The organism is Loktanella sp. R86503 (genome assembly GCF_042466455.1).
In the GTDB taxonomy this organism is placed as follows: domain Bacteria; phylum Pseudomonadota; class Alphaproteobacteria; order Rhodobacterales; family Rhodobacteraceae; genus Loktanella.
The window spans coordinates 369,259-391,615 of record NZ_JAXHCI010000002.1 but is presented as its reverse complement, the minus strand read 5'-3'; the positions used below and the strand labels follow the sequence as shown (position 1 = coordinate 391,615).

Annotated in this window: 18 protein-coding genes; 5 read left to right on the top strand and 13 right to left on the bottom strand. The window is 56.7% G+C overall.

Features of this window, described 5'->3' with window-relative positions:
* The first annotated feature begins 18 nt into the window (after nt 1-18).
* Nucleotides 19-3,498, top strand: coding sequence for a chemotaxis protein CheB (locus tag SJY10_RS02885; protein ID WP_386679538.1), 3,480 nt, complete (start codon nt 19-21; stop codon nt 3,496-3,498).
* Nucleotides 3,467-3,841 carry a response regulator gene (locus tag SJY10_RS02880; RefSeq protein WP_386679537.1) on the top strand — a complete coding sequence of 125 codons (375 nt, stop codon included), beginning with the start codon at nt 3,467-3,469 and terminating at the stop codon, nt 3,839-3,841. Before SJY10_RS02885 ends, SJY10_RS02880 begins: the two co-directional genes overlap by 32 nt.
* On the opposite strand, the gene SJY10_RS02875 is transcribed toward SJY10_RS02880, so the two are convergent.
* The 13 genes from SJY10_RS02875 to SJY10_RS02815 form a co-directional block, all read right to left on the bottom strand.
* Complete coding sequence (locus SJY10_RS02875) at nt 3,835-4,965, bottom strand: Gfo/Idh/MocA family protein (RefSeq protein ID WP_386679536.1); 1,131 nt, start codon at nt 4,963-4,965, stop codon at nt 3,835-3,837. The two genes, SJY10_RS02880 and SJY10_RS02875, sit on opposite strands and share 7 nt — an antisense overlap.
* A gap of 120 nt (nt 4,966-5,085) precedes the next feature.
* Nucleotides 5,086-6,138, bottom strand: coding sequence for a sugar phosphate isomerase/epimerase family protein (locus SJY10_RS02870; protein WP_386679535.1), 1,053 nt, complete (start codon nt 6,136-6,138; stop codon nt 5,086-5,088).
* An 11-nt stretch (nt 6,139-6,149) separates the two neighbouring features.
* A complete protein-coding gene (gene xylA, locus SJY10_RS02865; RefSeq protein WP_386679534.1) occupies nt 6,150-7,445 on the bottom strand; it encodes a xylose isomerase in 1,296 nt (431 codons plus the stop codon).
* Nucleotides 7,442-8,467: a LacI family DNA-binding transcriptional regulator gene (locus SJY10_RS02860; protein WP_386679533.1), complete on the bottom strand. Its 1,026-nt coding sequence runs from the start codon at nt 8,465-8,467 to the stop codon at nt 7,442-7,444. The genes xylA and SJY10_RS02860 overlap by 4 nt, the downstream gene beginning before the upstream one ends.
* A 44-nt stretch (nt 8,468-8,511) precedes the next feature.
* Nucleotides 8,512-10,113, bottom strand: coding sequence for a glycoside hydrolase family 43 protein (locus SJY10_RS02855; RefSeq protein ID WP_386679532.1), 1,602 nt, complete (start codon nt 10,111-10,113; stop codon nt 8,512-8,514).
* Between the two features lie 3 nt (nt 10,114-10,116).
* Nucleotides 10,117-11,160 carry an L-glyceraldehyde 3-phosphate reductase gene (mgrA, locus tag SJY10_RS02850; protein ID WP_386679531.1) on the bottom strand — a complete coding sequence of 348 codons (1,044 nt, stop codon included), beginning with the start codon at nt 11,158-11,160 and terminating at the stop codon, nt 10,117-10,119.
* Nucleotides 11,157-12,299 carry a Gfo/Idh/MocA family protein gene (locus SJY10_RS02845; RefSeq protein WP_386679530.1) on the bottom strand — a complete coding sequence of 381 codons (1,143 nt, stop codon included), beginning with the start codon at nt 12,297-12,299 and terminating at the stop codon, nt 11,157-11,159. The genes mgrA and SJY10_RS02845 overlap by 4 nt, the downstream gene beginning before the upstream one ends.
* Before the next feature lie 12 nt (nt 12,300-12,311).
* Nucleotides 12,312-13,055, bottom strand: coding sequence for a sugar phosphate isomerase/epimerase family protein (locus SJY10_RS02840; RefSeq protein ID WP_386679529.1), 744 nt, complete (start codon nt 13,053-13,055; stop codon nt 12,312-12,314).
* A 9-nt stretch (nt 13,056-13,064) separates the two neighbouring features.
* The gene (locus SJY10_RS02835; RefSeq protein ID WP_386679528.1) at nt 13,065-15,449 is read right to left on the bottom strand and encodes a glycoside hydrolase family 2 protein; all 2,385 of its coding nucleotides are present in this window, start codon (nt 15,447-15,449) and stop codon (nt 13,065-13,067) included.
* Complete coding sequence (locus SJY10_RS02830; protein ID WP_386679527.1) at nt 15,446-16,534, bottom strand: ABC transporter ATP-binding protein; 1,089 nt, start codon at nt 16,532-16,534, stop codon at nt 15,446-15,448. The genes SJY10_RS02835 and SJY10_RS02830 overlap by 4 nt, the downstream gene beginning before the upstream one ends.
* Before the next feature lie 4 nt (nt 16,535-16,538).
* Nucleotides 16,539-17,471: a carbohydrate ABC transporter permease gene (locus tag SJY10_RS02825; protein WP_386684468.1), complete on the bottom strand. Its 933-nt coding sequence runs from the start codon at nt 17,469-17,471 to the stop codon at nt 16,539-16,541.
* Nucleotides 17,472-17,478: 7 nt separating this feature from the next.
* Nucleotides 17,479-18,408 carry a carbohydrate ABC transporter permease gene (locus SJY10_RS02820; RefSeq protein WP_386679526.1) on the bottom strand — a complete coding sequence of 310 codons (930 nt, stop codon included), beginning with the start codon at nt 18,406-18,408 and terminating at the stop codon, nt 17,479-17,481.
* Between the two features lie 101 nt (nt 18,409-18,509).
* Nucleotides 18,510-19,739: an ABC transporter substrate-binding protein gene (locus SJY10_RS02815; protein WP_386679525.1), complete on the bottom strand. Its 1,230-nt coding sequence runs from the start codon at nt 19,737-19,739 to the stop codon at nt 18,510-18,512.
* A 166-nt stretch (nt 19,740-19,905) separates the two neighbouring features.
* Between SJY10_RS02815 and SJY10_RS02810 the strand changes: the two genes are divergently transcribed.
* Genes SJY10_RS02810 through SJY10_RS02800 form a run of 3 tightly spaced genes read left to right on the top strand, consistent with a single transcriptional unit; the run spans nt 19,906 to nt 22,280 of the window.
* Complete coding sequence (locus tag SJY10_RS02810; RefSeq protein WP_386679524.1) at nt 19,906-20,922, top strand: LacI family transcriptional regulator; 1,017 nt, start codon at nt 19,906-19,908, stop codon at nt 20,920-20,922.
* 36 nt (nt 20,923-20,958) lie between these two features.
* A complete protein-coding gene (locus SJY10_RS02805; RefSeq protein WP_386679523.1) occupies nt 20,959-21,441 on the top strand; it encodes a MaoC family dehydratase in 483 nt (160 codons plus the stop codon).
* The gene (locus SJY10_RS02800; RefSeq protein WP_386679522.1) at nt 21,438-22,280 is read left to right on the top strand and encodes an HpcH/HpaI aldolase/citrate lyase family protein; all 843 of its coding nucleotides are present in this window, start codon (nt 21,438-21,440) and stop codon (nt 22,278-22,280) included. Before SJY10_RS02805 ends, SJY10_RS02800 begins: the two co-directional genes overlap by 4 nt.
* Nucleotides 22,281-22,357 lie beyond the last annotated feature (77 nt).

Below are 22,357 nucleotides of genomic sequence, written 5' to 3'. Positions count from 1 at the left end.
ACGCGCCCGGAACCAGACATGCCATCCCCGATTGACCAAACAACCACGAGCAGCGACGGCTTGATCATTGCAGGTATCGGCGCATCGGCTGGCGGATTAGAGGCCATCGAGAGTCTGCTGAAAGAGCTACCCGATCAACATCGCATGGCGATTGTCATCGTTCAGCATCTGGATCCGCATCATGACAGCTTGATGCAGGAATTGCTAAGTCGCAAAACCAAAAGCCCGGTCGTGACAGCCTATGAAGGTTGTCCGGTGTCAGAAGGACATATCTATCTGATTGCCCCAGGAGATATTCTGACGATTTCGGACAACCATTTTCATACCACAAAATTTATGGAACCACGCGGTGTAAGGCGCCCTATCGACGATTTCCTGATTTCGCTCGCACGAAACTCTGGTTTAAATGCCGTCGGGATTATTCTGTCAGGCACCGGCAGCGATGGTAGCGCCGGGATTCGCGATATCAAGAATAACGGCGGCCTGGTGTTGGTTCAACGTCCGGAAGAGGCGAAATATGACGGCATGCCACGTAGCGCAATTGCAACCGGCGCTTGTGATCTGGTTCTGCCTGTCGCGGAAATTGCGCCCGTTCTGGGAGAATTCTTTGATCGCCTAGAGATATTCGAGAGCGAAGAGCCATCAGATAGCGACTTTATCCAACGTGTTATGCGTCACCTGCGCCATCGCGTAGGCCACGATTTCACGGAATATAAACCCGGGACGCTATTGCGCCGGATTGCAGTGCGCATGTCGATCCTTGGTCAGGAACGTGCATCTGAATATCTGCGATATCTTATAGATGACCCAAAAGAAGCCGATCTGCTGTTCGACAGCATATTGATCAACGTCACCAGCTTTTTCCGCGACGACGACACGTTCCGCGAATTGCGCGACAATACGCTTCCGGATCTGATCACGCGTGCAGGCAATGACGGCGATTTGCGTATCTGGGTCGCAGGCTGCGCAACCGGTGAAGAGGCGTATAGTTACGGCATTGCCCTGTTCGAGGCGATGGAGCGATTGAACATTTGGCCATCCCTGTCAATCTTTGGCACCGATATCGACGAGCATGCACTTCGGATTGCCCGCGCAGGCCATTACGGAACAGAGCAACTGGCCCATGTGCAGCCCGATTTGGTGCACAAGTATTTCCAAGCGCATACAAACGGCTACTTAGTTAATGAGCGACTACGCAACATTGTTCGGTTTTCCACACAAAGCCTGATTAAAGATCCGCCTTTTTCGCAAATCGACCTGCTGTCGTGCCGAAATGTGATGATCTATTTTCAGACGTCACTTCAGGATTCTGTTACGAAAGCATTTCATTACAGCCTCCGAGAGAACGGGATTTTGGTTCTGGGAAATAGCGAAAGCATCCCTCGCGTCCATGACTTGTTCGAAGATATATCGCGCAATCACCACATCTTTCGCCGTGTCCCCGGCCCGCCATCACGGCTGGAATTACGGGCTACCGATTACGCACACGACAAAACCAACACTAGAAATTCCGGGACCGTCGCCTTGTCTGAAACGACGCCCTGCGTTCCGGAAATCATGCAGCATTTTGCACCGCCCTACATGGTCCTAACGATGCAAGGCGATCTGCTTTATACTTCTGAAAAGGCCAGCGCCTACCTTCAGGTTGGCGCTGGCCGCCCGCAATTGTCGATCTTGAAATTAATTCGGCCTGAATTGCATACCACGCTTGCCCGGCTTTTGCGTCTGGAGCAAAAGCTTGATCGAAATCAGTCGATCTTGTTCAGCGGCAAAATTGACGAAAAAACCGTAAATTTGCGTATTACAGGTCGAAAGACGGACAACCGTCAAATTCTGGTGGTTTTCGAACTACATGGCGACGACGGCACTGCCGATGCAGCTGGCAGTCAGATCCTAGGTACGGACAACGATGACTATCTGCGTCAGCTTGAGGCAGAACTGGATGACGTACGAAGGCATTTGGCGACGGCAACTGAAAAGCTCGAGACCTCGAATGAAGAGCTGAAAAGCTCTAACGAGGAAATGATGTCGATGAACGAAGAGCTTCAGTCGGCGAATGAAGAGTTGACGACAACAAATGACGAATTGAACGCCAAGATGGCCGAAATTCGTGATGCTCATGCGGATATGGCAAACTTTATCGCCAGCAGTAAGATCAGCACCATCTTTCTTGACAAAGACTTGCGGTTACGCCGGTTTACGCCAGAAGCGCGCAACCAATTCCGCTTTGTCTCGGGCGATGTGGGGCGCCCATTGGACGATATCGGGTCCGACCTCGACGTATTTGCGATTCTTGATGATTGTCGCAAGGTGCTTGATACTGAAACCATGATCGAAACGAACTACGAAAGCCGCACGGGCCAAGCCTTTCGGGCGCGAATTGTGCCGTTTGAATCAAACCGCGCGACCCAAGGCGGTATCGTCATGTCACTGTTTGACGTGACCGAATTGCGTAGCCTCGCGAAGGAAGCTGATCATCAGCGCGGGTTATCCATAGAGCGGCTAGCCGAAATTGAAGACTTGTATAACGGCAGCCCCCTCGCGATGGGTATGCTAAGTCATGATCTTGTTTACATGCGCGCAAACGAGCGGCTTGCAAATATTGCGGGATTTCAGGTCGACGATCTCATCGGTAAAAAATTGGGGTCCATGTCACCCGCGCTGAAAGAGATTATCGAGCCCATCGCACGCGAAGTTCTTGATACGGGCACCCGCATCGAAAACAAGCAGCTGCGTGGCGGCACGGCAAATAACCCCGGCGAAGAACGGATCTGGGAAACGGATTGGTATCCTGTATTTCACGACGGCGGGTTAACCGGTGTCGGCCTGAATGTTCGTGATATTACTGAACAGGTTCAGCTTCAATTTGAACTGCGCCGCGTGATGCAGGAATTACAGCACCGCGTTAAAAATATGCTTGCAAATGTACTGGCACTTGTGTCCCGTGCCAGTCGCGATGCCACTGTTGATCGCGACGTATTCACCGCCCTTGCCCGCCGGATTCAGGCGCTTGCGCAGACCCACAAACTTCTGACCCAATCCAACTGGGCCTCGGCAAGCTTGAACCAGATCCTTGCCCCGGAGTTGACCGCAGTTTACGGCGCGGACCGTGTTGAACTGAAGGGGCCAGAAATTACGGTGAATGCCCGTGCGACATTGTCGCTTGGCATGGCAATTCACGAATTGGCGACAAATGCCGCGAAATATGGCGCATTTTCAAATCCGCAGGGTCGGGTCCGGCTGAACTGGGTGCGTCAGGACGATGGCGAGTCCGACACATACATTTTCACCTGGACGGAAACAGGTGGCCCCGCCCCGGCGATCAGCGGTGACAACGGGTTTGGCACGATGTTGATCAAATCGACTATCACCGGAAGCCTGAATGGAAATGTTGAATTTCATTGGGAACCAGAGGGACTTCAGTGCGTTATCAGGATACCGGTAAATGCGCTAATTGAGATCCCACATGAATCACTGTTCAACGCCCTCGAAATCTAAACTGCTATATGTCGAGGATGAGGTGATCGTCGCGCTGGATGTGTCAGATGGGCTAGAGCATGAGCTTGGGTTCGAGGTGCACATGGCGCATAACCTTGCCGTCGCCATGGCAAAGTGTGAAAATACAAATTTCGATTTTGCGCTGCTGGATATGAATCTGGGTAATGGTGAAAATAGTCTGGCGCTTGGGCTTATGCTGGCAGAACGCGGCACACATGTGGTTTTTGCATCCGGCTATAACCGGCACGAAATATCCAAGATCGACTCGTTCCAGCTGATCGAAAAACCGTTTCAATTGTCCGATATTTCAGCCGCTTTCGCGGCTGAAAAAACGCATCACTGATCGGCGACGCTGACCCAGGACGCATTATTTGCAGATGACCTGACACAGGCGTCGACAAAAATAACGCCTGCCAATCCATCGTTTATGGTTGGATAAGCCGCATGGCTGATTTGACCTGAACGGGCAGCCTCGATTGCGTCAGCGGCCGCAACATAAATGTTTGCAAAACCTTCCAGATACCCCTCCGGGTGACCGCCCGGAATACGCACGCCATCTTGCGCTCCTGACGCTCCGTTGCGGGTCAACAGCTGAGTAGGTTCGCCGAATGGCGTGTATTCCATGACATTGGGGTTTTCTTGCCCCCAGGACAGGCCGCCTTTGTCACCATAGACCCGCAGCGTTAGACGGTTTTCGTTGCCCGGCGCAACCTGAGAGCACCATAACATCCCCCGCGCGCCGCCCTTAAACCGCAGCAAAACATGCCCGTTGTCATCAACACGCCGTCCCGGCACAAAGCTTTGCAAATCTGCCGCCAGACTATCTAGCGAAAGCCCCGATACAAAGCAGGCCAGGTTATAAGCATGGGTGCCGATATCGCCGGTTGATCCACCGACACCGGATCGCGCAGGGTCAGTCCGCCAGTCAGCCTGCTTGTTTTCACCGCCCGCTTCTTCGGTCAGCCAGTCCTGCGCATATTCGACCTGTACGACCCGAATATTGCCCAGCTTGCCGTCCGCAACCATCTGGCGGGCATGACGCATCAGCGGATAGCCCGTGTAATTGTGGGTCAAAACGAACAGCGCATCCGATGATTTGGCAACAGCCACCAATTCCCTCGCCTCATCCAGCGTGGCCGTCAGAGGTTTGTCGCAGATCACATGAATGCCGCGTGACAGGAACGCCTTTGCCGCGGGCGCGTGCATGTGGTTCGGTGTCACAATAGCAACTGCCTCCACCCCGTCATCTCGGGCTGCCTCTGCAGCTGCCATGCTATCAAAATCGGGGTAGATTCGATCTTCGGGCAACCCCAAAGCACGCCCGGACTCTAATGATTTTTCAGGTGTGGACGACAATGCCCCCGCGACCAATACAAACCGATCATCCAGCCGCGAAGCATAGCGATGCACTGCCCCGATAAAGGCGTCCTTGCCGCCGCCGACCATACCAAGTCTAATTCTTCTCATCACATCTCTCCCGCGTCCGAATTTTTCTGGTCAATAATATTCCAAGGGTCGCCTTTTGGTGTGCCATTGGCTCAAGCCCAATGGGCGACGGCAGAGCCCTCCGCCCGACGCTGCCAGAAATTAAAGCCCCAGCATCTTGCGATTCATCGCATCATCCGTCCCGCCCGCTGCAAAATCGTCAAATGCATGCGGTGTGACGCGAATAATATGGTCTCGCACGAACTGCGCCCCTTCCCGCGCGCCGTCTTCTGGATGTTTCAGCGCACATTCCCATTCGACGACAGCCCAGCCGTCAAAATTATTGGCCGCCATTTTGGAAAAGATAGCGCCAAAATCGACCTGACCATCCCCAAGCGACCGGAAACGACCGGCGCGTTCAACCCAAGGCTGATAGCCGCCGTAAACGCCCTGACGCCCCGTCGGATTGAACTCGGCGTCTTTGACGTGGAACATGCCGATCACATCTTTATAGATGTCGATATTGTCCAGATAATCTAGGCATTGCAGCACATAATGCGAAGGATCGTACAGCATCTTGGCGCGCTTATGGTTGCCGACACGTTCCAGAAACATCTCGAACGTGACGCCGTCGTGCAGGTCTTCGCCGGGGTGGATTTCATAGCACAAATCAACGCCGCGATCCTCTGCGTGATCCAGAATCGGCCGCCACCGTTTTGCAAGCTCGTCAAAAGCTGCCTCAACCAAACCGGCGGGGCGTTGCGGCCACGGATACACGTACGGCCACGCCAGTGCGCCGGAAAACGTCGCCTGCGCGGTCAGCCCAAGGTGGGCAGAGGCATCAAGCGCCTTTTTGACCTGTTCCACCGCCCAGATCTGACGCGCCTTCGGATCGCCGTGCACCGATGGCGCTGCGAAACCGTCAAACGCCAGATCATAGGCAGGGTGCACAGCCACCAATTGCCCCTGAAGGTGGGTAGACAGCTCTGTCACGGTAATTCCGTTGTCGGCCGCCTGCCCTTTCCATTCATCGCAATAAGTCTTGCTGCTTGCAGCCTTGTCCAGATCGAACAGACGTGCATCCCAGCTGGGCACCTGCACACCGTCATAGCCCATCTCTTTGGCCCATTTGGTAATGCCGTCCCACGTATCAAAGGGGGCGCTGTCCCCTGCAAATTGCGCCAGAAACAGTGCCGGTCCTTTGATAGTTTTCATAATATCCTCCCTCAGACGTAACGATTGACGATGTTTTCCAGTATTTCCTGACGGCCGGATACGGGCTGCGGATCAAGCCCTTCGGCGCGGGCGGCGATGCCGTCCAGCGTCGCGCCTTCGGCCAGGTAATCGACGCTGTCCCACTTAGCGTAGCGGGCACGGCGCGGTGCCTCTAGTGCGTCATCGTCCAGCATTTTGGCTGCAGCTTTCAGTCCGCGAGCGCAAATGTCCATCCCGCCAATATGCGCGGCAATCAGATCTTCCGCATCCAGCGACTGACGCCGCAGCTTGCTGTCAAAGTTCGTGCCGCCCGTGGTAAAGCCACCTGCCTTTAGCACTTCGTAATAGGCCAGCGCAGCTTCTGGCGCGTTATTCGGGAATTGGTCGGTATCCCAGCCAGATTGATAATCGTTGCGGTTCATGTCGATAGAGCCGAAAATGCCAAGCGTGCGGGCCATCGCAAGCTCATGCTCGAACGAATGGCCGGCCAAAATGGCGTGCCCCTGCTCGATATTGACCTTCACCTCATCTTCCAGCCCGAACCGCTTGAGGAAGCCGTAAACCGTGGCGACATCATAGTCATACTGGTGCTTTGTCGGCTCTTGCGGCTTGGGTTCGATCAGGATTGCACCCTTGAAACCAATCTTGTGCTTGTACTCGACGACCATCTGCAAAAAGCGGCCCATCTGCTGCAATTCCCGGTCCAGATCGGTGTTCAGCAGTGTCTCGTATCCCTCGCGGCCGCCCCACAGGACATAGTTCTCGCCGCCCAAGCGCTGGGTCACATCCATGCAAGCCTTCACCGTGGCCGCGCAATAGGCAAAGACATCGGGATCGGGGTTCGTGCTTGCGCCGCTCATGTAGCGACGGTTGCTGAACATATTTGCTGTACCCCAAAGCAGTTTGGGGCCGCCGTCAGCCATCTTTGCCTCGAACACATCTGCGATCTGGTTCAGACGGTCCCGGCTTTCCGCCAGTGTCGCGCCCTCGGGCCGGACGTCGTGGTCGTGAAAGCAGAAATATGGCACACCAAGAATGCGAAACATATCAAAGGCCGCGTCGGCGCGCTGTTTGGCCAGGTCCATCGTGTCAGCCGGAAACCAAGGACGATCAAAAGTCTGACCGCCAAAGGGATCGCCGCCCTCCCAAACGAAACTGTGCCAATAGGCTACAGCAAAGCGCAGATGGTCTTCCATCCGCTTTCCCATAACAACTTCGTCCGGATTGTAATGGCGAAACGCCATCGGGTTTGTGCTGCTTTCGCCCTCGTATTTGATCGGGGCGATGTTCTTGAAGTATTCAGTCATTGGACGTTCTCTTTGATAAAGATGTTAAGGGGGATATCGCCGCGCCCCGCGTCGGCTGTTCCGCCATCCGCAAGGTCGCGCATGATGGACATCGCCCGCGTCACCGCGCGGGCCGGATCTTGATCGATAACCAGATCAAATAGATCAGACCGCAACCCCTGCCGGGCTGAATCGGTCAGTTCGTGTAAAACCGTGACCGGACGAAACGCACTGTTTACATCCCTCATAGCGCGAAGCAGTCCGGCATTACCGGCACCAATGGCATAGATACCCATCAAAGGTGCGTCAGTCATCGCCTGCTGCGCAATGGCAGCAACGCGGCTTGCATCATCAAAGCCTTCTGTCACAGGCAAAACGGTTAGCCCGGGAAAATCAGACGCAATCACTTGCCGGAATCCTAGCAGGCGCTGCGCATGGTCCCGCGCAGCCAAGGAACCGGCAATTACAAGGACGGGCCCGACCGGATTGCGCATGAAACGGCCCATGAAACTGCCCGCCATGCGGCCAGCGACTTCATTGTCGGCACCGACATAAATATCCCGCCCTGACGGTGCGACGTCCGACACCAATGACAAAATGCGCACGCCCGCGTCGCGTAATTTGGTCAGCTCGCGGCGCACCTCTGGCACATCCGACACCATAACTGCAGCGCAATCCGTTGTTTCCGGGTCTATGCGCCGCAAAGCCGCGACTTGCGCTGCGGGGTCGAAGGTTTTTGATGAACGCACATCAATATTAATGCGATCTTTGCGATGCCGAGAAGATTCTTGATCGATAGCCGCGATCAGCGACCGGACGAAAGAGGACTGACCAGCGGGAAGCAGAAATACAAATTGATAACCCCGCCCCCGCGACAGGTTTGCGGCGAACTGGTCGCGCACATAGCCTGTTATTTTCACCGCTTGGTGCACTTTTTCAATGGATTTAGCCGCCACCCCGCCGCGTTCGTTCAAAACGCGATCGACAGTCGCAAGACTGACACGCGCCTCGCGGGCGACGTCATGAATCGTCGGTCTATCCATCGGCTCCTCCTGCCGAAATGCTTAAGACACCAAAATGATGAACGTCAATCTTTTTTTGATTTATTTGCAGTCGGCGCGTAGGTGAAGTCGGAGAAGCGTGCGCTTGCGCCCCGCCCTGTAATGTCAAATGCTGCCAGACCAACAAATGCACCGGTAAAGGATGCATGCTCGCCCTGCGCGCCTTCGTCAGAAACATGATAAGCGTCCCGCGCCGGGCCCAGCGGGCGCTCCTCTCCATCGCTGGACCAGAAAAATTGCTGTGATGCACCGCGCACTTCTACCCGCAGACCAATCGGACCATCCGGGATCGGAACTGGCGCGATCGGATGGTCAAGTCGGCCCTGCGGCCAATCACCGTTGCATGACATCAAGGTCAGACAACGCTGACCGTTATCAAACGTCACAAAGGCCCCGTGAAATTTGTGGCGATTGTAATAGGTGATCAGCCCTGCACCTTGCTGGTAGCAATCAGGTACAAAATCAACGGTCGTGCTGGCATCATATGCTGCATCTTCCTGGCGCCGTGCGACAAGGGACTGTTCAAACCAGCTACCGATACTCTCTCGTCCTGTCAGAACCAGTGCGCCGTCTTCGATCGTGAACAGACGGTCCGGGTAAGGGGTGCGTAGCCACTGAAATTCGGGCGGCAGTTTGTCAAAGCGCGTATGCACTACAGGGCCACGCGGCGCGGTATCGGCGGGGACGTTGACCGTCTGAGGCGGCAGCAGGCCTCCCTCCTCCAGATACAACCAGTCATCGCGCCAGACGCAGCGCGCGATGCCGGTCTCTCTTCCTGTGGCGCAGAAGGGTTTGCCGTCATGCATTAACGGGCGGCCCATCAGATAGGTATGCCACGCACTACCGTCCGGTGCTTCGACATATTGCCCGTGACCGGTGCGCTGCACGGGATGATCCGGTGCGCCCTGCGTTGACATGACGTGTTTATCGGGGTGCGTCTCGTAGGGGCCGTCGATGTGCCGCGACCGCGCCAGCGTCACCGCGTGATCATAACCGGTGCCGCCTTCGGCCGTTGTCAGATAATACCAGCCGTTGCGACGAAAGATGTGCGGCGCTTCTGTCAGGCCGCGATCGGTGCCGGCGTAGATATTTGTGACCGGCCCGAACAAACCGCGATCTGGTGACCATTCCTGCAGGATAATACCATCAAAGCGGTCATGCGCAGGGTTGATCCCCGTGCCCGCGGCGCGGTGGTTCCACTGCATGTTCATGAACCATTTGCGGCCGTCGTCATCGTGGAACAGCGACGGATCAAAACCGCTGGAGTTTACATACCACGGGTCAGTCCAGTCGCCGTCAATCGTCTCGCAAGTGGTGATGTAATTATGGGCGTCTTTCCAGTCGCCCTCTAGCCGCTTCACGTCGGTATAAACCAACCAGAACTTGCCGTCCCCATGGGACAAACAGGGGGCCCAAACCCCGCAGCTGTCGGGATTTCCGCGCATATCCAGCAGCGCGGCCCGGTTCAGGGGCCGCGCGACAAGTGTCCAATTCACCAGATCCGTGCTGTGGTGAATCTGAACGCCGGGGTACCACTCAAAAGTCGAGGTCGCGATGTAGTAATCCCGTCCCACCCTGCAGATCGAAGGATCAGGATTAAAGCCGGGCAGGATGGGATTACGAATCATCGATTACTCCGGTGCGTTGTCAGACAGGCTGGATTTGGCCCACAGGTTGATCGCCTGATCGCCTGCGTGCTTGTCGATCTGGGCAAGTTCGTCGGCGGTGAATTCAAGGTTGCTGACGGCGCCCACACAATCGACGATCTGGCTGGATTTACTTGCGCCGATCAGCGCGGTGGTGATGCCGCCATCACGCAGCACCCAGGCAATCGCCATCTGCGCCAGCGTCTGGCCGCGCGCTTCTGCGATATCGTTCAGGGCACGGACAGAATTCAACGCTTCCTCAGTGATCAGGCTCTGCGCCAGTGATTTCCCCTGCGCGGCGCGGCTGTCTGCGGGAATACCGCCAAGGTATTTTTTGGTCAGCATACCCTGTGCCAGCGGCGTGAAGGCGATGGATCCGACACCCAGATCGGCAAGCGCGTCCTTTAGCCCGTCAGTTTCAACCCAACGATTGAACATGTTGTAGCTAGGCTGGTGGATCAGCATGGGCACGCCCATTTCGTCCAGAATCGCGACAGCTTCGCGGGTTTTTTCGGTATTGTAGCTGGAAATACCAGCATACAGCGCCTTTCCAGACGTCACGATATCGGCCAGCGCACCCATCGTCTCCTCAAGCGGCGTTTCCGGGTCAAAGCGGTGGGAATAGAAAATATCCACATAATCGAGCCCCATCCGCTTGAGCGAGGCATCGCAGGACGCCATCAGATATTTGCGGCTGCCGAATTCGCCATAGGGGCCGGGCCACATACGATAACCGGCTTTGGAGCTGATGATCAGCTCGTCGCGGTAGCCTGCGAAATCGGTTTTCAGGATTTCGCCAAAGGCTTCCTCGGCGCTGCCCGGGGGCGGGCCATAGTTGTTGGCCAAATCGAAATGCGTGATGCCGTGATCAAACGCCGTGCGGCACATGTCACGCTTGTTTTCATGCGGGCTGTCACCGCCGAAATTGTGCCACAGGCCTAGCGACACGGCAGGCAGTTTGACGCCCGACGCGCCACAACGGCGGTAGGTCATCTTTTCATAACGGTCTTCGGCAGGGCGATAGGTCATGCGTCTTCCTTCAGCAAAGCACGCGCCGCATCGGGGCCAAGTGCCTCGGGGCGGTCGCAGGTTGTCGTCATGTCGACAAACTGGCCCGTCTCGCCGGATTTCAAGATGCTCGTCATCACATCGGTCACATGGACGGCCAATTCCAACCCGCAACGGTGAGGCCGGCCGTCGACGATGCCGGCGGCCATATCTGCAAGGCCCGCGGTCCGGTAATTTGCGCGCGGCGTGTCCTTGTCCAGATCCCAGTTCATCTGCCCGAAAGGGTGATCCCAGACGGGGACCTGCGTGACATCGCCGGCCGCATCGGCCTGTTCAAGCGCGCCGCCAAAGTGGTTGGGGTCAGGCATAAACAAGGTCCCCGCCGTGCCGTATAGTTCCATATTGGCATGGCGATGTGCCTTGACGTCCCAGCTTGTGGACAGGGTGATTGTCGCACCGTTTTCGAACGCCAGCAGCGCATGGATGTTTGTCGGGGTACGCACGGGGATCACTTCGCCTGCACGCGGCTCTGACGTGATTGTCCGCTGCTTTTGCGCAGACGAGCTAAGCGCCGCGACCCGTTTGACCGGACCAATCAGCTGGACAAGGTTCGTAATGTAATACGGCCCCATATCCAGCACCGGACCACCGCCTGGATTGAAAAAGAAGTCGGGATTCGGGTGCCACATTTCCATGCCCGGCCCCATGAAATGCGCCGTGCCGGATGTCACGGTGCCAATACCGCCAGCGTCGATAATCTGACGGGCCTGCTGGTGGGCACCGCCCAGAAAAGTGTCAGGAGCAGAGCCGATGCGCAGCCCTTTGCTGGCCGCCAGATCGGCCAGCGACTTGGCCTGCTTCAGCGTCAGAACCAGCGGCTTTTCTGTATAAGCGTGTTTGCCTGAATCCAGAATGCGCCGGGTCACATCGTAATGCGCATCGGGGATCGTCAGGTTTACGACAATGTCGATATCGTCAGACGCCAGCAGATCGCTGACGGTCCGCGCCTTGATGCCGAATTCCTTGCCCCGCGCCAGCGCGGCATCTTCGTTCATGTCGGACACGGCGACAAAACGGATATTTTTAAAGGTCGGGGCCAGCGTCAGATAAGCGGTCGAGATGTTGCCGCAGCCGATCAGGCCCACGTTCAGAATAGTCATGGATCGCCGTCCTTAAAGAGAGGTCATGTAAGCCAGCGCGCGGCTGGCAAAGCGGTTGTCGTCCGCAGGCTTATCGTGTTCCATGATGAACAGATCGCAGCCAGCCGCCTTCAATGCGCTGAAATGGCCCGGCCAGTCCAGTGTGCCGTGACCTGCATCCGCCCAACCATCCTCGTCAACGTTCTGGCCATCCGGTGCGCGATCCTTGACGTGGGCGGCGATTATACGGTCGCCGTATTGAGCGATAACCTCTGCCGGATTTATGCCCGCCACAGCGGCCCAAGCAACGTCAAACTCGAAGCCAATGCTTTCGTGCGCAAGGATCAGGTCGATCGGCAGCTCACCTGTGGGCAGGGCGATGAATTCAAAGTCATGGTTGTGCCAGCCGAATTGGAAACCTGCATCCTGCAGCGGCTTGCCTGCTGCGGCCAGTCGCTGGCCAAACACAGTCCAGCCCGCGGCGTCAGTGGGGCGATCATCCGGCATCAAATAGGGCACAATAATCTTGCGCATGCCCAGCGCTTTGGCAATTTCAATGACGCGATTTGGGTTGGTTTCAACCAAGTCCATTGCAAAATGACCGGAGGGCATCGTCAGGCCCGTGTCATCCAGCGCCTTTTTGGTGGCGTCCAGATCTTCGTAAACCGGACCGTAACCTTCGACATGGGCATAACCCAGTACGGCCAGCATGCGGAAGGTGTTCAGCATCGGTCCAAAGTCACGAGAGCTGTAAAGCTGATAGGAGAAATCGGTCATCGGGTGTCCTTAATCGTTGTAAGTCGCGCTATGCAGATCGCGCAGCGTAAAGGTTGGGGTGGCAACAGGATCGGCAGGCGTGAATGTCAGCACCGCCGTATGCCCCGGCCCCAGGTGGACCGCGTTGCGATCAAACCGGCCCGGTACGGATGCTTCGGCAGTGACATAGAATGCCATGGCCTGCGCGGTAATATGCAGGGTGTGTTTGCCTGCCTTTGCCTCTGTTCGGCAGGTCAGTCGCGGCGGCAACAAGTCGTAAGCCTTATACGGACGCGGCGCGAAAACATCCCCGCCCTTGCTGCCATTACTGGCCGTCCAGCCAAAACTCAGCATTTCCTGTGCGTCCAGATCGGTCCGCTTGATGCGCAGCAACTCAACCGCGCGGTCAGTGACGGTGCCTTCACCCTGCCCTACTGCGCGGGCCGTGCCGTCCATCGCACAGGCATAGGCGGTGACATCGATGCGGGCGGCCTCGCGCAGGTCATTGATGCCGCGCAGCACCAGATCGTCGCCATCAGGCATCACGACTACCGTCACAGGCGCATAAAAATCCTGCGCTAGATGATGCAGCACCTTCCAGCCCCCGCCATAGTCGAGAGAGGCCCAAGAACACACTGGCCAAGTGTCATTCAACTGCCAGACAAGCGTACCCATGCAGTGCGGCTTTAGCCCGCGCCATTGCGTCACGGCCGTCTTGATCGCCAGAGCTTGTTGAACTTGGCTTACATACACGAAGTTTTCGAAATTGACCGGAAAACGGAAATAGCGAAACATGGTTTCGGCAATGCGCGCGTTGCCGCCCTTGTTCTTTTGATGGCTTTCCATCACCGGGGCGGCGATGTTGAAATCCTTGGGGTCCGCGAACTGGCGGATGATGTCCATCGACGGATAGCTTTGAAAGCCGAATTCCGAACAAAAGCGGGGTGCGACATCGCGGTAGTGGTCAAAGTCGCGTCCTTCGTGCCAGACGGACCAAAAGTGCATGTCGCCGCTGCTATCATCATGCCATGCATCACCAAAGGACAGCGGCCCGGTTGATGGGCTCGATGGCCACCAATTGGCGGCCGGGTCGGTCTCGCGCAGGGCGTCTTCGACACAGCGGTTCAGGCGGTCGTAGTTGACCAAGTAGCGGTCCCGGTCGTTGATGCTGACGTCATACCACGTTAACGCGCCGACCAGTTCATTGTCGCCGCACCACAGGGCAAGGCAGGCGTGATGATGCATGCGGGCGACGTTGTCATGCACCTCTGCCCGGACCTCGGCCAAATAGGCGGGGTCTGATGGGTAAAGATTGCACGCGAACATGAAATCCTGCCAGACCAGCAGGCCCAGTTCGTCGCAGGCGTCGTAAAAGCTGTCAGGCTCGTAGCGCCCGCCGCCCCAGACGCGCACCATGTTCATGTTGGCACAGGCTGCTGATTGCAGCAGGGCACGCGTCTTTTCGTCCGTGATGCGCCCCGGCAAAGCGTCAGCAGGAATCCAGTTGGCCCCTTTGCAGAACACATCGTGCCCGTTGACCCTGACCTTAAAGCCAAGGCCAGCGGCGTCAGGTTCTGCCACCAGTTCCATCTGTCGCAGACCAATACGGCGCGCGGCGGTTGCGGTGCCAGCGGTCACCTTCAGATCGTATAGGTGCTGATGACCCAATTCAGCGGGCCACCAAAGCTGGGGGTCCGGAACAGGGATTGTCACCTGACACATGCCGCCGGCGCTGTCGGCCGTGACCACTTGATCGCGCAGTGCGACAGTCACGGGGCCATCGTAATGACTGGTGTGGACAGCGACCGTGACGCTGACGCCATCGCTGTGATCCTGACTAATCGCCAGCCGGTCAATCCGCGCGGCCTTCGATGGCTCCAGATGTAGGGCACCATAGATGCCGGATGTGGCCAGCGCGATATTCCAGTCCCAGCCGAAATCGCAGGCCGGTTTGCGCAGGAAATTTCCATAAGGGATCGGGCAATTCTTGGACCACGGAACCTCGAACTGATAGGCATCTGCCAGCGCCTTGCCAGCCACCACTGGCGAATGAAAGGTGATTGCAATGTCATTTGCGCCCACCTTCGCCGCAGCGCTTAAAGGCACGCGGTAGCTGCGGAACGCGTTCGCCGCATGCAGGACCGCCGTGCCGTTCACCCGCACCGTAGCCACGGTGTCGAGTTCCGAGATTACTAAATCCACATTGGCATCCGCCAGATCAAAGGTCCTGGAAACGGTCCAATCTTCCTGGCAGATCCAGCGCAGATCGTATTCGTTCTTCCCAGCGTAAGGGTCAGGAATTAGCGCAGCCGCATGCAGCGTGGATATGACATCGCCGGGAAAGGTCATTGCAGCACGCATCGCGCCAGAGGCGGATTCAAGCGTCCAGCCGCCCCGAAGGTCGTAAGGTGTCACAAACGCACCTCTGTTGTCTTGTCAAACAGGGATGCCGCGGCTGGATCAATACCGATGGTCAGGCCGTCACCAACAGCGACCTGCGCTTGTCCGTCCATACGGACACGCATCGTCTGCCCGCCGAATTTGCAATAAACCAGCGTGTCCGACCCCATAGGTTCGACCAAGTCGACTTCAACGACCGTCGTATAAGGCGCAGAGCGCAGGTTATCGCCGGTCATCACATGCTCTGGCCGGATACCGATGATTGCCGCTGTGCCCGGCACAGGTTTAGAGCTGAACGCATACTGGTCCAAGGGTAGGTCGTGGCCCGGTATACGCATAACGTCACCGTCAACCGTCCCGTCAAAAAACGTCATCGAAGGTGAACCGATGAAGTCAGCGACATAGAGATTTTGCGGCTTGCCATAAATTTCGGCCGGGGTGCCAAGCTGCATGATCTTGCCGCCCTTCATGATCGCGATCCGGTCGGCAAGGGTCATCGCCTCGACCTGATCGTGGGTCACATAAATCATCGTGTTTTTCAGGTTGTTGTGCAGGCGCTTCAGTTCTACCCGCAGATCGGCGCGCAGCTTGGCGTCTAGGTTCGACAAAGGTTCGTCGAACAAGAACACCTCGACGTCGCGCACAAGCGCACGGCCGATGGCAACACGCTGGCGTTGGCCGCCGGACAAGGCACCGGGTTTGCGTTTCAGCAGCGGCTCGATCTGCAGGATTTCCGCAGCGCGGGCGACCCGTTTGGCGATTTCAGCCTTCGGCACCTTTGCGTTTTTCAGACCGAAGGTCAGGTTCCCCTCGACCGTCATCTGGGGGTAAAGCGCATAGCTTTGGAACACCATACCGATGCCCCGCTCTGACGGCTCTGCCCAGGTGACGTTCTTGTCCTTGATCCAGATTTGCCCGTCCGTGGGTTCAAGCAATCCCGCAATTACATTGAGTAGGGTCGATTTTCCGCAGCCGGACGACCCCAGCAGCACAAGAAATTCACCGTCGCCAATATCAAGGTTCAGGTTTTGCAGCACCTTTACGGCACCAAACGACAGATCGAGGTTCTTGATCGAAACAGAAGCGTTTTGAATGGTCACTAGCTTATCCTTTTACCGCACCGGCGGCGATCCCGCGGACGAAGAGCTTGCCCGAGGCAAAGTAAATGACGAGAGGCACAAGGCCGGTCAAAAGCGTCGCCGCCATGTTGACGTTGTATTCCTTCACCCCCTGCACAGAGTTGACGATGTTGTTCAGCTGCACCGTCATCGGGTAGCGGTCAGGGGAGGAAATATAGGTCACGCCAAACAGGAAATCGTTCCAGATGCCCGTGACCTGAATGATGAAGGCCACAACGCAGATTGGCAGCGACATCGGCAGGATGATCTTGAAAAAGATAGCCCAAAAGCCTGCCCCATCGACGCGGGCGGCCTTAAACAGTTCCTCTGGGATGGACGCGAAATAGTTGCGGAACAGCAGGGTGTTGATCGGCATGCCAAAGGCGACGTGGACCAGCACCAGACCAGACAAAGATCCATAAAGCCCTGCCTCGCGCAGCAAAATCACGATGGGGTAAAGCATTACCTGATAGGGAATGAATGCGCCGATCATCAGGATGGTAAAGAACACCTCTGACCCTTTGAACTTCCACATCGACAGGGCGTAACCGTTTATGGACGCAATCGCGACAGACAGGATCACCGACGGGATCAGGATACGGACAGAATTCCAAAACCCGCGCGACAGGCCATCGCAGTTGATACCCGTGCAGGCCTCTTTCCACGCTTTCACCCAAGGCTCGAACGTGACTTCCAGCGGCGGGGCAAAGATGTTGCCCATGCGGATTTCGGGCAACCCTTTCAAGGAAGTGACGATCATCACATAAAGCGGCAGCGCGTAATACAGCGCGACGACGAACAGCGTGCCGTAGATGATGATGTTGCTGCGGCTGAACTTGTTCTTTGGTTTCGGACCCCGCGGTCCGGCAGCGAGCGTGCCGCGCAAGGGCTGCGTGACGGCGGCGGCCGCGTTTAACATGCCGGTATCAGCCATGTTTCTTGCCTCCGAATTCCAGGTAAGCCCACGGGATCAGAATGATTACAACCATCAGCAACATCATCGAAGATGCCGCAAATCCTTGGCCAAGGTTCTGCCCACCAAACATGGAGGTCATGACGTATTTGGCGGGCACTTCGGAACTAATCCCGGGGCCACCGGATGTCTGGGCAACGACCAGATCGTAAAGCTTTACGATGCCCGCTGCTATCAGCACCAAAGACGTGACAAAAACAGGCCGCATCATCGGAATAATCACGCGAATATAGGTTTTGACCGTACCGATGCCGTCGACACGGGCAGCCTTCCAGATGTCCTCGTCAATGCCACGCAGACCGGCCAGCATAATGCACATGATCAGCCCCGTACCTTGCCATAGCCCGGCAATCAGCAGGCCGAACATTACAATTTCAGGGTTGTTCAACGGATCGAATGTAAAGGACGTCCAGCCCCATTCACGCATGACGTTTTGCAGGCCGAGTTCGGGGTTCAGAATCCACTGCCAGACAAGGCCGGTCACGATGAACGACAATGCAAAAGGATAAAGAAAGATGGATCGAAACACCGCCTCGCCTCGGATCTTGCGATCAAGTAGGGCGGCCAGCGTAAAACCGATGACCAGCGTACCAATCAGACTGCATATACCATAAACAGCCAGATTTTCGATCGAAACGATCCACTTGCGCGACGACCAAAGGCGTTCGTACTGATCAAGCCCGACCCAAGACAACCGCGGCAGCAAACCGGATTTGGTAAAGGAATACACAACGGTCCAAAGGGTGCCGCCCAGAAAGACAACACAAGCCGTAAATATCAGCGGCAACATCGCAATCTTTGGCGACAGGTTGCGCAAAAACCGCGACGGACGGCGCGCAGTTTCCCGAGGCCCGGTGTTCGGGCCAGTATCAGTCATCGTCATGGGCTCCCCTTCCCCCGCACAATGCCGCACTGCGCCAAAGGTATGCGCAGTGGGCAGAACGGGCCCCGGACAGGGGCCCGCCGATTGGCAAACCAGACCGATTAGTCAGCGGATGCGATAATGTCAGCGTATTGCTGCTGCACTTCTGCCGGTGTCATGGCCGGTGTGTTCCAGAATTCCGTCAGCAGATCATTTAGCTGCGTCGTGGTATCCGGGGAAAGCAGGGTCGCCGCGTCAGGAATGGTCTTGCCATCCTTCAGCAGATCAAGACCCTTTTGGGTGCATGTGTTGACGGTGGTCAGGTCAACGTCGCCCCGGATCGGCAACGATCCCTTGGCAGAGTTGAAAGCTACCTGAACCTCTGGCGACACTAAAAGAGCTGCCAGCTCTTTTTGTCCGGCGGTGATGTCGGCGTCGCTATTGACCGGGAAATAAAACGCATCCCCGCCCGTGGACAAAACACCGGTTTCACCAAGTCCCGGCAGGCAGTCGTAATCCATACCGGCAACCTTGCCCGCCAGCGCGAATTCGCCCTGCGCCCAGTCACCCATGATCTGCGCACCAGCCGTGCCTTCAATCACGGCAGACGTCGCCTGGTTCCAGTCCTGAACGTTCAGACCTGCAGCCAGCGCGCGCGCAGCACCGTAAGCCTCGAATACCTTGGTGTATTCCGGTCCCATGACCGTATCGGCATCCTTGTCCGCATTCACCTTGGTCCAGGCATCAACACCGCCCAGCGCAACCGCCATCACACCGAATGCACCGTTTTGCTGCCAAGACTGTCCGCCCATCGCAAGCGGCGTAATCCCGGCCTCTTGCAGCTTTGGCGCAGTGTCCATGAACTCCGACCAATTTGTCGGAACGGGAACGCCAGCCTTTTCGTAAGCTGCATTCGACAACCACATCCACTGCCAGGAATGAATGTTTACCGGCGCGCAATAGATTTTGCCGTCAATGGTGCAGGCATCAAGAAGGCTTGGCGGATTTATGATCTCCTTCCAGTTGTTTGCCTCGGCCACATCGGTCAGGTCAACCAACAGTCCGGCGTCGATCAGTTCCTCGGCCTGGCGGCCATGGTTGAACTGAAACGCTGCGGGTGGATCACCGCCGATAATCCGGCTGACCATGATCGGCCGGGCGGTATCACCACCGCCAGCGATTGCCCCGTCGACCCAAGCGTTGCCAGTCGCATTCCACGCCTCTGCAAGCTTCGAAACGGCATTGGCCTCCCCTCCGGATGTCCACCAATGCATCACCTCCAGATCGACAGCCCCTGCGCTTGTCGCCGCACAGATTGCCGCCCCCGAAAGTAGTTTTGTGCTGAGCTTCACGATTCTAACCTCCCTGATCTAAATCGTTATAGAAAGGCTACTCCGAAGTTGTTTTCACAAACAAGACTATTTTTTGTGCTGTTTCAAAATTAAGGTTTGCAGTTGGGACTGCTGGAAAATAAGGCGGTGAAGAGTATCAATTGATACAGTAGTAAAGGATGTTTGGTTGGATAACGCAGCACGCGGCAACACACCGAAACCGACACTGAAAACCATTGCCAAGCTTACTGGCCTGGCTGTCCCAACCGTGTCGCGCGCATTGTCGGGCGCAGAGGATATCAATATCGACACCCGCGCCCGCGTACGCGCTGTTGCCGATGAAATTGGCTATGTCCCGAACCGCGCGGGGGTTCGTTTACGCACGGGGCGCACCAACGTCATCTCACTGGTCATGTCGACCGAGCATGACGTGATGAACCACACGGCAAAGTTGATTTCATCCGTCGCCGGGGGGCTGCGTAACACCCCGTTTCATTTGAATATTACGCCCTATTTCGCTGACGAAGATCCGATGAAGCCAATCCGGTATATCGTGGAATCGGGATCGGCCGACGCGGTTATTTTCAATCAGATCAAAGGCCAGGATCCGCGTGTAAAATACTTGCTGGATCGCAAGTTCCCTTTTGCCACCCATGGACGCAGCGACTGGTCGGACCAGCATGCCTGGTTCGATTTTGACAACGAGACATATGGCGCACTTGGTGTTCGGACACTGGCCGCGCGCGGTCGCAAGCATATCATGCTGATCGCGCCGCCTATTGATCAGTCCTATGGCGCCGCGATGATCGCCGGCGCAACGCGTGCTGCGCAGCTTGCGGGCGTATCCCTTGCGGTCATGCCTACGCTGAACAGCGATTCGCCCGTAGACGCAATTGAAGCAAGCATGATCGCATTGCTGCGTAGCGGCGATAAAACCGACGGCATCATTGGTGGATCGACTAATTCCGCGCTAGCTGCCGTCGCTGCAATCGAATTGTGCGGGCGCGAGCTGGGCGAGGATGCCGATGTCTTCGCCAAGGAGGCGATCACATTCCTACGCCGGTTGCGGCCGCGGATCCTGTCCATCCACGAAGACGTCGCAGCTGCAGGTGATTTTCTGGCGCGCGCAGCCATGTCACTGGTCCGCACCCCCGGCGCACGGCCGCTGCAGCATCTGGACGTGCCGCCAGAAACCTTGCCCTGATCTACGCACTGGCACACATGCTAGGATAAGGGCAGTATGTCGGTACATCTTGGGGAGGATACGGCAATGGCAGGTCTATGGTTCGACGAATTCAGTGTTGGCATGACATTTGACCACCCCTGGACCCGCACAATCACAGAAACTGACAACCGCTGGTTTTCGCTTTTGACGATGAACCCGCAGCCGCTGCACATTGATGCCCACGCCGCCGCCCAGACCGAATTTGGGCGGCCCATCGTCAATTCGCTGTTCACGCTAGGATGCCTTGTGGGCATGACGGTGAACGATACGACGCTTGGGACGACCGTCGCGAATCTTGGCATGACCGACGTCAGCTTTCCCGCGCCTTTGTTCGAAGGTGATACAATCCATGTCACGACAGAGGTCATCGCCCTACGCCCCAGTGCTTCCCGGCCGGGGCAAGGCATCGTCACGTTCCGCCACCGCTGCTACAATCAGGATAACACCCTTTGCGCGGTATGTGACCGCGCCGCGCTTATGAAGGGCCGACCGGCATGAAGTTTAGACACAGGTCCTATCTGTTCGTGCCCGGCGATAGTGCGCGCAAGCAGGAAAAAGCCAATAGCACCGGTGCCGATGCAGTTATTCTGGATCTGGAAGATTCCGTTGCCGCCGCATCGAAGGACGCGGCGCGGCAACTGACTTTGGACTGGCTACAAACCCCTACAGTCATGGCACGCTTCGTGCGGGTCAATGCGTTATCCACGGGCCGCACGGCCGAGGATATTGCCGCCACGGCCCCCGGCCAGCCTGACGGCTATGTTTTGCCAAAGTGTGAAAGCCTTGCCGATATCGCCGAAACCGCAGCCTTGATTGCCAAAGCGGGATCACAGGCCCCGATTCTGATCATTGCCACAGAAACCGTGCGTGCGGTGCGCCAGCTGATGCGCAGCGACTGGTCCCATCCGGCCCTTGGCGGCATGGCCTGGGGGGCAGAGGATCTGGCTGCCGACCTTGGCGCCTTGTCCAACCGCTGCGACGACGGGACGTGGCGGGCATCCTTTGCCATGGCCCGAGCTTGCGCATTTCTTGCGGCCAAAGATGCAGGAGTTGCTGCGATAGATGGCCCATATACCGCCCTGAAGGACACGCAGGGCCTGAACCATGAAGCGCGTGCCGCTTTTGCCGAAGGGTTTGACGGCAAGCTTGCCATTCACCCGGCGCAGGTTCCCATTATCAACGCAGCCTTTATGCCGAGTCTCGATCAGATTGATTATGCCAAGCGTGTTGTTGATGCGATGGCGCAAAGCGGCGTCGCCGCGCTGGATGGCCAGATGCTGGATCAGCCACACCTGTTGCAAGCAAAGCGGATTTTGGACCTTGGGTCCCGCGAATAACGGCTTTTTCGTTTGTTTAATGCGGAAAGTCATATCACTGCAGAATAATTAAACCTTGCTTCACGCCTCTCGCCTAT